Raw genomic sequence first — 13,197 nt, forward strand, 5'->3', positions numbered from 1 at the left:
CATCCTCTTAACGGCGTTTTTCTGGTAGCAATTGCGCTTTCTGCTCCGAAACCCACCAAGTATCAAGACCAATATCATATTTTGGCATCACACTAGGGCGCTCGAATTTGTCCCAAGTTGCGATACGATATTGGCTCAGATACCACTGTGGGATCAGATAAAAATTCCATTGTAGAACGCGATCTAATGCTCGGCCTAAAGGCAATAATTTTTCTGGATGCTCTTGATTGGCGGCAATTTGTTCAGTGAGGAAGTCGACAACTGGGTCTGCCACTCCAGCACGATTGTACGTGGAATCGATGTAGTTTGAATTCCAGATAATCAACAAGTTAGGACTTGGGTAAGGATTCGCCGCATAGGCCGACGAAAGCATGTCAAAATCTCTATCGCGCAAACGCTTAAGATATTGTGTGGTATCCACTGAGCGAATCTTCATCTCGATACCAAGCTGTTTTAGATTTTTTTGCAAAGGAATAGCAATGCGTTCCGTGGTCGGACTGTAGATCAATAACTCAAACTCAAACGCTTTACCCGTTTCTTTATGGGTCATCACTTTATCTTTCAGCTCCCACCCCGCCTCTTTGAGCAATTGAAAAGCGACTCGTAGTTGTTGACGAATACGACCAGACCCATCCGTCACTGGTGGTTGGTATTCTTGGGTAAAAACACGTTCTGGGATCTTATCTTTTAGTGGTGTAAGAATAGTAAGTTCATCAGTAGAGGGAAGACCTTTCGCTTCATACTCTGTGTTTTGAAAATAGCTACGCGTTCGTGAATATTGATCGTAGAACATATTTTTGTTCATCCATTCAAAATCCATCGCATAGGTCAAAGCCTCGCGCACTTTCGGATCACTAAACACTTCTCGTTGAATATTAAATACAAAACCTTGGGTTGAAGCTGGGCTATTATGCGCGATCGCTTCTTTCTTGATGAATCCTTTATCAAAGTTCAATCCAGTGTATGAGCTGGCCCAAAACTTCGCCGAACTCTCTTGGCGAATATCAAATTCCCCAGCTTTAAATGCCTCAAGCATTACGGTATCGTCGCGGTAATAGTCGTATTGGATCTGCTTGAAATTATGCCGCCCAATGTTGACTGGTAAGTTGGCAGCCCAATAATCTTTCTGCAACTCATAAGTGACACTCTGCCCAGTTTGATAACGTACGACTTTGTAAGGACCGCTGCCGACTGGCGGTTCATTTAATGGTTCTGCTAAGTTTTTATCCTGCCAATAGTGCTTAGGCAACACTTGAGTTGATTGAGCCAAACTAAAAAGCTTTTCTCTATTAGGTTCTGACATCTCAATACGAACCGTTAAAGGATGGATCGCCGTTACCGATTTAACCGCTTTGTAAAACAGTCGATATTGAGGCACTCCTTCTGTCATGAACTTGTTGAACGTAAACTCAACATCTTGCGCGGTGATCGGTTTACCGTCTTGAAAACGTGCGTTCGGGTTGATATCTAGTTCTAGCCACGAATAGTCATCAGAATAACGAACTTTAGAAGCAATCAATGGATAATAGGTATCAATTTCGTCGCTGGGCGCAAACATCAGTGGATCATAAAGCTCACCACTGCCTGCCGCCGGAGCGCCTCGGGAAGCAAAGCGGTTAAAATTGTCGTAAGTACCTACCTCGCCATAAGTTACTTTTCCGTACTTAGGTGCGCTTGGATTAACATAATCGAAATGAGAAAAATTGGCGGGATATTTGGCTTGCCCAACGCCGGATAATGTTGTGGTTTCTACAACATCCGCAGTCGCCAAAGCACTCATCAGCAGCACAGTCACACCTAACAGCGTAGGCTTAATTTTTCTCATACTAGAATCCTTCCATTGATAACTTCGCGACATTCCATCGGTGTAAACTATTAATAATTCAGTCACTTGGGTAAGTATAGAGAAAAATAAGATTTACGAAACCCCAAGCTGCAATTATAACGAAACAACTTGGCATTGCTGGTAAGTGGTGCGTCTCAATAAGAACTGGTAACTTTGTGGTTTTAGGAACGAAACGTATAGAAAACGCCGCGATGAGATAAAAAGCCCCGCCATGCAGGGCTCCACCAGCTTCAGCCATCTATGGTAATTTGGCTGATCAGCTCTTTTTCTACCTGCTCGGCCATTTCAAGAGCAATTTGGCACGTTCCAGCCGCTTGATGGCCCCCACCACCATATTTGAGCATTAATCCGCCTACATTGGTTTTCGAGCCACGATCAAAAATAGATTTCCCCGTAGCAAACACGATATTTTGCTTCTGAAAGCCCCACATTTTGTGAATCGAGATATTACACTGGGGAAATAAGGCATAAATGATAAACCGATTCCCCGCGTAAATAATTTCTTCACCCGTCAAATCAAGAATGACAAGGTTTTTATAGACTTTGGCACAACGTTGAATCTGCTGTTTAGATAGAATTTCATGCTCACGGTACAAAGTAACGCGCTCTTGAACGTCCGGCAGAGCAAGAATCTCAGCAATGGAGTGGTTCGCACAGTAGTCGATGAGATCCATCATTAACTGATAATTGGAGATACGAAATTCATGGAAGCGCCCTAAACCTGTTCTTGCATCCATCAGGAAATTCAGTAAATTCCATCCTGCAGAATCAAGCACTTCATCCCGAGTAAACTGCGCGGAGTCACCTTTGTCGACAGCAATCAGCATCTCTTGCCACTGAGAGGGAAACGTATCCAGTCCGCCATAATATTGCCATACTACATGCGCGGCAGACGGCGCGTTTGGATCAATAATATGATTCGGCCTTTCACCTTGATTGCGAATAGTTTCCGATAGGTGATGATCAAAAATTAAGTGAGCATTAGCGACGTAAGGCAGGTTGGTGACAATGTCACGCTCAGTTGTCGTCACCTTCCCATCTTGCATATCCTTTGGGTGAACAAATACGATCTCGTCAATTAGGTTGAGTTTTTTGAGCAACACGGCACAAACCAGCCCATCAAAATCGCTGCGTGTCACTAATCTAAATTTACTTTCAGCTTGTTGATGCTCAGACATAGACAATTTCCTTATTAGCAGTCATATCACTGCTCGGCGTGGGTTTAAGCAGTGTTTTGTATATCAGATCCTGAGTTAACACCTTTTAGGTTTACCAATGCAGGTGGTATGTTTTCATTTTAGACGCCATCGTCTTTTTAACAAACTTAACACAATGGTTTTCAAACATTATTCAACACAGCGCATCATTTTATTGAGCAAATATCGAATAAAGTAATGAGGAATGAAGACTGCTGTTACAACTAGGGAATTGGAGGTAAGAAAAAGCCAGCAACAAGTGCTGGCTGCTAGGTTGAGCTAAGAAGTGAGGTATCTCTATTTACGTTTATCCTGCACGTACTTTCGGCTCACATCAACAAGCGCTACATCTTTAAAGAAACTACGACCAAGTAACAGTGGGTAAGTCAGATGTGTACGATCGGCAAGCGTAAATTCGGTTCTCTCTTTGAGATCACCAATTTCAATCCAAGCGACAACGACCGCACGTCTTTGTGTACCCTCGGCACTGGATTGCCGAATTCTGACCCAGCGTTCAACAGGTAAACTTATCTCATCACTTTTGATGTCATCGTGTTCAATCCTGAACTTGACCCAATCATTTCCATCGCGTTCAAAAGCAACAACATCCACGGCACTAATTGAAGAGGTGGCCGCCCCGGTATCGATACGCGCTTTGAAGCTTTCGTTCAAACTCGGCACATAAACCCACTCTTTTTCGCCCAAAATAAGCTTACCATCAGAGGTTTTTTTGGCCTTCACCACCACTGGCTCTTTCGAGGGTTTTTCAACCGGTTTTTGTGCCTCAGTATTGTGTTGTTTTGGCTCTTCAACTTTTGGCTTTTGCTCTGGTTGTGTTGAGGTTTGGTTTAGCGTACTACATGCCATCAAACCAGTACTCAACATTAAAAGAGCAATAAGTTTCAAGTGTTGTTTCATTGACCCACCTAATCAAACTGATAAATATTTAAGAGACATTCACTATGGCTTGAGCAACATACGGAATATGTTGTTCTGATAAGCCTGCAATGTTAATTCGGCCATCACCTACCCCATAGATTCCATATTGATCACGTAGCTGAGCCATCTGTTCTGGAGTAAAGCCTAGCACAGTAAACATCCCTTTGTGACTTTCGATAAAATCGAATTGTGAAGTATTGTGCTGATTTCTCAAATGATTACACAAGGTTTGACGCAGGTTTAACAAACGCTGTTGCATTTCACTTAACTCTTGCTTCCAAATCGCGGTTAATGCTTGATTTTGTAAAATAGTTTTCACCAGTGCAGCACCATGATCGGGCGGCATAGTATAGGTCGAACGGGCTAACGTTAGTAATTTACCTTTTGCATTCGCTACATCTTGTGCGTTTTTACCGACAACAATCGCGGCACCAGTTCGTTCTCGGTAGAGACCAAAGTTCTTTGAACAAGAGGTGGTGATCAACATCTCTTCGACGTTGTTTGCCATAAAACGCAGCCCTTTCACATCCTCTTCAAGACCTTCACCAAACCCTTGGTAGGCAACATCAACAAAAGGGATGAAGCCATTTCTCTGCGCAAGACTGGTGATCGCTTGCCATGCGGCGAAATCAATATCCGCGCCAGTTGGGTTATGGCAGCAACCATGGATAAGCACCACATCTTTTGGCCCTGCTTGCGATAAATCATCAAGCATCCGTGCCGTATCGACTTGCTTAGTCTCGCGACAGAAGTAAGAATAATATTTCACTTTTAAACCCGCCGCTTCCATCACAGGTTTATGATTGACGTAACTTGGGTCAGTAATCCACACCGTCGTTTCTGGTTGTGCTACGTGCATTAAGTCACCGAGCATACGCAGCGCACCGCTTGCTCCGGGCGTTTGAATCGCAGCCACACGATCAAGCACTGAAGTGCCAGACAATAATAAGTTCACCATGCTTTGGTTAAACTCTTCACACCCAGCAAGTCCAACATACGATTTAGTGGTTTGTGTGGCAATCACGTGCTCTTGCGCTTTGGCAATAGCGCGCATAATCGGCGTCTCTCCTTCGCTATTACGATAAACGCCAATGCCTAGGTCAACTTTTTCGCTGCGAGGATCGTTGCGGTATGCAACCGATAATGAAAGTATTGGATCGAGTGTTGGTGTTGGTAAATGTGAAAACATGAAGGTCACAACCCTTTGAAATTCAAGTAATGACCTTCAAGTTAGCACTAGATACATAATTTTTACAGTTTAAATTGATGGATTATTTGATTGGCACTGCCTCGCCATTCTAAGCTTGGATCGGCTTTATCCTGTTCAAATTTTCCATCAATCAAGACATCAACATATTCAATGACTTGTCTTTGAGCATCACTGAGTTCGTTTAGGGTATATCCCGTCCATAACCAGATATCTTTCCCCACACATTCAGTCTTTACTCGTTTAACCAATTGCAAAATAGAAGTAAGGTTTTGCGGGTGTAAGGGATCGCCACCCGACAAGGATAATCCTCGGCGCTTGATGCGCGTGTCGTTCAAATCGGTGATGATCTGCTGCTCTAGTTGCTCATTGTAAGTGTGGCCAGAATGCAGCGACCAAGTCCCTTTGTTGTAACATCCTTTGCACTGATGTTCACAGCCGGAGACGAACAGCGTACAACGCGTCCCCGGGCCATTCACAACATCAATCGGATGATATTGGTGATAATTCATGCCAACAGGTTACTCACTATCACTTACAAGTGTTTAACGCGACGTTTAACTTCTTCTTGTTTACCGAAGTTAAACGGACGAGCATCTGGGCTACCAAGGTAGCCACACACGCGGCGGGTTACGGAGACTTTGGATGAGTCGTGGTTACCACATTTAGGACAGGTAAACCCTTTACTCGTACACTCAAATTCGCCAGTAAAACCGCATTCATAGCACTCATCAATTGGCGTATTGGTCCCATAATAAGGAACACGGCTGTAACTGTAATCCCAAACGTTTTCAAGCGCTTCTATGTTTTTCTGCATATTCGGGAACTCTCCATAACAGATAAATCCACCACTTGAAACCTCTGGATATGGCATCTCAAAATCAATCTTATCGTATGGATTAACTTTCTTTTGCACATCCAAATGGAAGCTATTGGTGTAATAACCTTTATCCGTTACACCTTCAATCACACCAAATTCTTTGGTGTCAATACGGCAGAAACGGCTGCAGAGGTTCTCACTTGGCGTACCGTACAAACTGAATGCGTAACCGGTTTCTTCCGCCCATTGGTTAACGGCCCCTTTCAGGTATTTAATGATATCTAACGCGCGATCTCGCAGTTCGCTATCATCATAAACATGTGTATCACTGCCATAGAGCGCGGTAATGGTTTCATGCACACCGATATAGCCCAAAGAGATAGATGCTCGGCCATTTTTGAATATATCGGCAATAGAATCATCGGCTTTTAAACGAACACCACACGCCCCTTCCATATACAAAATAGGTGCGACGCGTGCTTTGACTTTTTCAAGGCGGCTGATGCGAGTTTCTAAAGCACGGCGAGCCAGTTTTAATTTTTTATCGAGTAATGTGTAGAACTGTTCAATATTTCGGCCCGCTTTCAGCGCGATACGAGGTAAATTGAGACTGACTACCCCCAAATTATTCCGCCCTTCGTGAATCAGCTCACCACCTTCTTCATATGTATTTAAGAAGCTGCGGCAACCCATTGGGGTTTTGAATGAACCAGTCACTTCAACTACTTTGTCGTAGTTGAGAATATCCGGGTACATGCGTTTGGTCGCACACTCTAATGCGAGTTGTTTAATGTCATAATTTGGATCTTCCGTTTTATGATTTAAGCCATCTTTGATGGCAAATACCAATTTAGGGAATACAGCCGTTTTACGATTTTTGCCTAAGCCAGCAATGCGATTTTTCAAAATTGACTGTTGAATCAATTTAGAGGCCCAACTGGTCCCTAGACCAAAGCCGAAAGTGACAAACGGAGTTTGCCCATTCGCGGTATGCAAAGTGTTGACTTCATATTCAAGTGACTGGAATGCGTCGTAGCACTCTTTTTCTGTACGGGACATAGCAAAGGCTTCGGGATGATGAATATCCCACTCTTTTGCTATTTCTAAATGTTTGTCGTAACTGGCTGTCACATAAGGTTCAAGCACTTCATCGATACGGTTGATGGTGGTGCCGCCGTAAATATGGCTCGCAACCTGAGCGATAATTTGCGCGGTCACTGCGGTGGCGGTTGAAATTGATTTTGGCGTATCAATTTCCGCATTACCCATTTTAAAGCCATGAGTGAGCATGCCTTTTAAATCAATCAGCATGCAGTTAAACATTGGGAAAAAGGGAGCGTAATCCAAGTCATGATAGTGGATATCACCCTCTTCATGCGCTTGCACAATATCACGCGGTAAAATGCGGGTTTTAGCGTAGTGTTTCGCCACAATACCAGCCAGTAAGTCACGCTGCGTTGGGATAACTTTGCCGTCTTTATTCGCATTTTCATTGAGCAGATCGGCATTACTTTCTTCGATAAGACCTTCAATCTCTTGCGTCAAGGCACTTTGCTTTTCACGCGCGATATCACGATCGTGTCGGTACTCGATGTATGAACGAGCTAATGCTTTATAGGGCCCTTGCATTAGCTCGTTCTCTACTAAGGTTTGAATCTCGGCGATATGGACTTCATCGTAATCTTTGAGCTTCAGTTCTACCGCCAACGCCACATTGAGTGCGTAAATAGCGATCTCTTTATCAATATGTTCAGCTGCACTTTCCACGGCAGATTGAATGCGATCACGGTTGAACGGGGCTCTCGATCCGTCACGTTTGATTACGATAGGTTTCACCATTTCTCCTTACCCCTAGCATACTCACAGAGTTATCCACAAATACACTATATAGAGCAGTTTATTATCCGACTGACACAATATATTGTGGTGCATTTAACGAAAACTCCCAACTCAGGGTATTGATTTGGATCAATAAAAACCGAGCATTGAACAAGATCAATGCGATCTTGGAGTAGTAGATCTCACTTAGAAAAGAAACGATGAAAATTGCAAATTTTTGATTTTCCCTCTTGAAATTTCACCGAACCTGATAGGCTAAGCCTTCGGATTCGATCAGTGAGGTATTGCGATGTTAAAATCAAAATGTGTATGTCGATTAGCGGCAGCAATACTCTTTATTCCCTCTTTCGCGACTAGGGCACAAAGTCTCACATTAGCGACATGGAATGTCGAATTCCAGCACACTATTTCATGATTAATCGAGGTCATTTCGTTGACAAAAAACATCATCCATACTTTTCTTGGAATGGCTTTTCTTGAAATACTGCCCTCGGGCGAGCCAAGTGATAATACATGACCGAAATGAAGTTAATTGGAATGATCAATCCGCACATTGATCAACTTTAACAACTACAGCACGATTTTTACCCGCCGACTTGGCTTGGTACATTAAACTGTCCGCAACAGTAAGTGAGACCTTATCAGGAACAAGATCGTAATAGGCGCCACCCAAACTGATACTGAGCGTGATGGTATCACTGGCTACTCGCATTGGATTTTCATAGACAGATTGACAGATATATTGAGCTTTCAATTTGACCTCTTCAAAGGTATAGAGAGTAAGAATAATGGCGAACTCTTCTCCACCTAAACGAGCAATAAAGTCATTATTGGATAACTTTCTCTGCACATGTCTAACCACATGAATAATGGCTTGATCACCCACTTCATGACCAAACTGATCATTGATTAGCTTAAAGTTATCAATGTCAAACACCAATAAGGTGAAGGGGACGGGAGTTCCTTGCAATTCTGCTATCTTTGATTGGAAGTGTCGGCGATTACTGATTTTTGTTAGCTCATCAGTTTGCGCAAATTTCTCTAGCAAGTGATTTGCTCTCTCTAAATCGATGGTTTTATGTATGATTGCGCGTCTTAACATCAAGATGTAAATACAGAGAACCATCAGAGCTACGCTAATGATGATCGGGATAAAATATTTTGGGTAAACCGTCTCCATGTAGATCCAGCGACTAAATAACTGCATTTTAGAGGCATCAGATACCTTATCTGTCGCATTTGCGAGCTTCTGCCAAAGAACGTCATTGCCCTCTTTCACCCCAAAGCGCAACGGCTCAGAATAGAGATACTTAACTGGCACATATTTTTTCGGGCTATTTTCTGTAAACATAAAGAGATTAGCGACTTGATAATCGCTAATAAACCCTTCTAATTTTGCACTGGAAGCGGCATACAACATATCTTCATTCGTGGCAAAGTGGACCAAGTTTAGTTTAGGTAAATATTGAACTGCGTAATACGCCTCATAGCCACCCGATACAACGCCAACCTTAATATCGATTTCACCTGAAAATATTTTGTCAAAATCCGTACCGAGTAAGTGTTGATCTAAGAATACGTGCGTCTCGATCGCCATAATTTCAGGTCCAAAATCGAGGAACAGATCTCGCTCAGGTGATTGAATTAGACCCGCATGAACGTCGGCTTGCCCATCTTTGACCAGCTCTAGTGATTCGTTCCAGCTTACTAGTTTAAATTCAACATCGAACCCGCTTTGCTCAGCAACAACTTTCCAATAATCGACTAAGATTCCGGCAGGCTCTCCTTGCTTATTAATATACGAATACGGTTTCCACTTGGCTGAGCTTGTAATGACCAGAGGTTGAGAAAGATCATGCTCGCTGGAGAGCGCTTCGCCGACTTCTGCCGTAGAAGCGATGACTGGAAGCTGCAGCGCCAATACAGCCATCACTCGAGAAAATATTATCAATAACGCAGATTTCAGTTTCATGTTTTCCTAACTGGGGAGTTTAGTTGACTCAAACACGATTAAGCTCGCACCGCTTTTCTTGTTATGAAACACCTTTAGTTATAATCATAGCGAATTTATCCGTAATCTACCTATTTAAAACTGCATTTTTAATATCCATTGCCTGCTGACATTTTAAAGCTGATAAAAAGGGCGCTGACTACTCAGCGCCCTTTTGATAGTTAGAGCAAGGGAATAGTTAGAACAGAAAGATCAATGACGCATAACCGTATAATACAAAACAGGAATCACCAATAAAGTTAAGACGGTAGAAACAAAGATGCCGAAAATCAGGCTAATGGCTAAGCCATTAAAAATGGGGTCATCTAAAATAAATACTGCCCCGATCATGGCCGCTAAAGCGGTAAGCATGATGGGTTTAGCACGAACAGCCGCAGACTGAATAACCGCTTCGGAAAATGCCACACCTTCTTCAACCTGCTGATTAATGAAATCAACCAGCAAGATGGAGTTACGTACAATAATCCCCGCGAGTGCTATCATCCCAATCATCGACGTGGCGGTGAACTGAGCACCAAGTAACGCATGGCCGGGCATGACGCCAATAATCGTCAGTGGAATTGGAGCCATAATGATCAACGGAACAAGGTAGGACTTAAACTGCGCGACAACCAGTAAGTAAATAAGGATCATCCCAACCGCGTAGGCAATGCCCATGTCGCGGAATGTTTCATAAGTGATCGTCCATTCACCATCCCAGAATATTTCGACACCATTTAACCCTGTAGGTTGGTGGATATAATACTGTTCCACAGGTAGGCCAAGTGCATTGATGTTGAACACCATTTCAAACATACCGTATAAGGGGCTGTCTATTTCACCCGTCATGTCCGCCACCACCATCACCATTGGTAACAGGTTTTTATGCACAATGTAGTCATCCATTTGAGTTTGGCGAATAGTGACTAAATCAGACAGTGGATATGCACTGCCCGCAGTGCTCCCTACTTTCATGTTCAACACTTGATCTAATCGGACTTTGACATTTTCACTAGCTTGCACTTGAATGGGGATTGGGTACTTGCTGTGCTCACTGTGCAAATAGGTGATCGGCTTTCCACCGACGGCCGTCACCAAAGCATCGACTATCGAAGCATAAGGTACTTGATAGTGTGACGCTTTGCTGCGATCAATCACTACTTGCCATTTTTGATGCACTTCCGGTAGATACATATCGATATCGACAATATCCGCTGTTTCGTGGAAGATCCCGCGTAGCATCCTTGCCGCTTGTGCCCGAATCTCATGTGTCGGACCATAAACTTCCGCTAAAATAGGTGACCAAACGGGTGGCCCCGGTGGAACTTCAACGACTTTGACTTTACCGCCAAATCGGCTGGCAACCTCATTAAGCTTGGGGCGTGCTTCACTTGCAATCGTATGACTATCTTTATCGCGCTCTTTTCGCCCTAACAGGTTCACCTGAATATCACCTTGGTTGGCTTGATTGCGCATAAAATAATGACGCACAAGGCCATTGAAGTTGATCGGTGCGGCTGTACCTGCGTAAATCTGATACCCACTGACTTCAGGCACGCTATTTAACACCGCGCCAAGTTCAAATAAAACGCGTTGCGTTTTCTCAAGCGACGCCCCTTCAGGCATATCCAATACCACTTGAAACTCTGATTTATTATCGAAAGGCAGCATTTTTAAAACCACGGCCTTCGTGATTGGCAATAATAGGGAGCCAGCAATAAGCGCAAATACCGCAAGCATCAAGAAAAGCCGGTTACGTCTTTGTGCAGCCGAGACCACGAAAGGATTCATGATTCGGTGAAAGATGCCTTGAGTTGATTGAGATTGTGCTTGATGCGATGAAGGCTTAAGAAACTTGGCCGCTAACCAAGGTGAAAAGACAAATGCAACCGCCAATGAAATCAGCATTCCCATCGAAGCATTGATGGGAATTGGGCTCATATACGGGCCCATAAGCCCAGAGACAAAGGCCATTGGCAATAGTGCGGCAATCACGGTTAAGGTGGCAAGGATTGTGGGTCCACCCACTTCATCAACCGCCGTAGGAATGAGATCCACCAGCTTGCGCTTACCTAACGCCATATGACGGTGGATATTTTCCACAACAACAATGGCATCGTCCACTAAAATGCCAATAGAGAAAATTAACGCAAAAAGCGAGACCCGGTTGAGTGTAAAACCCCATGCCCATGATGCAAACAGTGTCATCATCAAGGTGACAACAATAGCCATACCGACCACGATAGCCTCGCGCCATCCCATCGCAATAACCACCAAAATAACGACTGCAGTGGTTGCAAAAATCAATTTACCGATCAATGTATTGCTTTTATCGGCGGCGGTTTTCCCGTAGTCACGCGTGATTTCAACACTGATTCCGTGTGGAATTAACTGATTTTCAAGTTCTGCAACTCGAGCTTCAACCATCTCAGCCACACGAACGGCGTTTTCGCCTCCTTTTTTAGCGATGGCTAAGGTAACTGCTGGATAAATACCTTGCTTATCACTGGTCCAAACTTGTTGGGTTGATGTATCAACACCCAATTGAACCGTAGCGACATCCGCTAAATATATCGGTGTCTGGTTATGCAGCCCAATCACCAATTGCTTTACTTCTTCAACTTTTGTTAAAAACTTACCAATTTGGACGGGAAATTGCTGATTTTCATGCGTCAGTTTCAACATTGGAGAGCTGTGGTTCGCCGCAGGAAGATGCTGATTCAGTTGATCTAACGTGATGCCAAAGCTGTTCATTTTAACGGGGTCTAAACGTACATCAACAATAGTAGGGTGGCGACCTATCGTATAAATATCTCGTGTACCATTAATGCGTTTGAGCTCTGTTTCTAAACCATGGGCCACTTGCGTTAACTGCTGGTTGTCCAAAGTGCCCGTTTTATCGGATAACGTAATGCTGACGATAGGCACATCTTCAATGCCTTTAGGTTTGATGATCGGCTCGCCCACCCCAACGCCTTTTGGCATCCAATCTTTATTGGAATAGAGTTTATTATAAATACGAACCACGGCGTCGTTTCTAGGAACGCCGACATCAAAGATAGCCACAATCATCGCACCATCGGGTTGTGAAAAAGAGTAAATTTTATCAATTCCCTCAATTTCAGAGATGATCTGCTCTGCTGGGTTCGTCACTAAACTTTCCACTTCCGCCGGAGAAGCTCCGGGAAAAGGAATATACACATCGGCAAAGGTAACATCGATTTGCGGCTCTTCTTCTTTAGGAGTAACCATTACCGCAAAAACGCCCATCAGTAACCCAACAATCGCGAGCAACGGCGTCATCGCTGAAGTCTGAAAAGCTTTGGCAATACGTCCTGAGACGCCTAAACGATTATCCAT

The 13,197-nt window shown here is 43.7% G+C and carries 8 protein-coding genes; all 8 read right to left on the bottom strand.

Annotation, left to right across the window (positions count from 1 at the left end):
- Positions 1-7: 7 nt before the first annotated feature.
- The gene (locus tag AACQ75_RS08715; RefSeq protein WP_170888489.1) at positions 8-1,825 is read right to left on the bottom strand and encodes an extracellular solute-binding protein; all 1,818 of its coding nucleotides are present in this window, start codon (positions 1,823-1,825) and stop codon (positions 8-10) included.
- Between the two features lie 251 nt (positions 1,826-2,076).
- Positions 2,077-3,024: an exopolyphosphatase gene (locus AACQ75_RS08720; RefSeq protein ID WP_170888490.1), complete on the bottom strand. Its 948-nt coding sequence runs from the start codon at positions 3,022-3,024 to the stop codon at positions 2,077-2,079.
- Between the two features lie 315 nt (positions 3,025-3,339).
- The gene (locus AACQ75_RS08725; RefSeq protein WP_088733400.1) at positions 3,340-3,960 is read right to left on the bottom strand and encodes an ATP-dependent zinc protease family protein; all 621 of its coding nucleotides are present in this window, start codon (positions 3,958-3,960) and stop codon (positions 3,340-3,342) included.
- 28 nt (positions 3,961-3,988) lie between these two features.
- A complete protein-coding gene (locus tag AACQ75_RS08730; RefSeq protein WP_170888491.1) occupies positions 3,989-5,170 on the bottom strand; it encodes an amino acid aminotransferase in 1,182 nt (393 codons plus the stop codon).
- A gap of 62 nt (positions 5,171-5,232) precedes the next feature.
- The gene (nrdG, locus tag AACQ75_RS08735; RefSeq protein WP_013867863.1) at positions 5,233-5,700 is read right to left on the bottom strand and encodes an anaerobic ribonucleoside-triphosphate reductase-activating protein; all 468 of its coding nucleotides are present in this window, start codon (positions 5,698-5,700) and stop codon (positions 5,233-5,235) included.
- Between the two features lie 23 nt (positions 5,701-5,723).
- Positions 5,724-7,844, bottom strand: coding sequence for an anaerobic ribonucleoside-triphosphate reductase (gene nrdD, locus AACQ75_RS08740; protein WP_170888565.1), 2,121 nt, complete (start codon positions 7,842-7,844; stop codon positions 5,724-5,726).
- Positions 7,845-8,388: 544 nt separating this feature from the next.
- Positions 8,389-9,819: a transporter substrate-binding domain-containing diguanylate cyclase gene (locus tag AACQ75_RS08745; RefSeq protein WP_170888492.1), complete on the bottom strand. Its 1,431-nt coding sequence runs from the start codon at positions 9,817-9,819 to the stop codon at positions 8,389-8,391.
- 231 nt (positions 9,820-10,050) lie between these two features.
- Positions 10,051-13,197, bottom strand: coding sequence for an efflux RND transporter permease subunit (locus AACQ75_RS08750; RefSeq protein ID WP_170888493.1), 3,147 nt, complete (start codon positions 13,195-13,197; stop codon positions 10,051-10,053).

This window comes from Vibrio sp. B1-2, assembly GCF_963888445.1.
Taxonomy (GTDB): domain Bacteria; phylum Pseudomonadota; class Gammaproteobacteria; order Enterobacterales; family Vibrionaceae; genus Vibrio; species Vibrio anguillarum.

Bases quoted from the DNA above. Each gene is read 5' to 3' on its own strand.
- AACQ75_RS08715 (WP_170888489.1), bottom strand. From the start codon at position 1,825: ATGAGAAAAATTAAGCCTACGCTGTTAGGTGTGACTGTGCTGCTGATG.
- AACQ75_RS08730 (WP_170888491.1), bottom strand. From the start codon at position 5,170: ATGTTTTCACATTTACCAACACCAACACTCGATCCAATACTTTCATTA.
- nrdG (WP_013867863.1), bottom strand. From the start codon at position 5,700: ATGAATTATCACCAATATCATCCGATTGATGTTGTGAATGGCCCGGGG.
- AACQ75_RS08750 (WP_170888493.1), bottom strand. From the start codon at position 13,197: ATGGATAATCGTTTAGGCGTCTCAGGACGTATTGCCAAAGCTTTTCAG.
- AACQ75_RS08745 (WP_170888492.1), bottom strand. From the start codon at position 9,819: ATGAAACTGAAATCTGCGTTATTGATAATATTTTCTCGAGTGATGGCT.
- AACQ75_RS08720 (WP_170888490.1), bottom strand. From the start codon at position 3,024: ATGTCTGAGCATCAACAAGCTGAAAGTAAATTTAGATTAGTGACACGC.
- AACQ75_RS08725 (WP_088733400.1), bottom strand. From the start codon at position 3,960: ATGAAACAACACTTGAAACTTATTGCTCTTTTAATGTTGAGTACTGGT.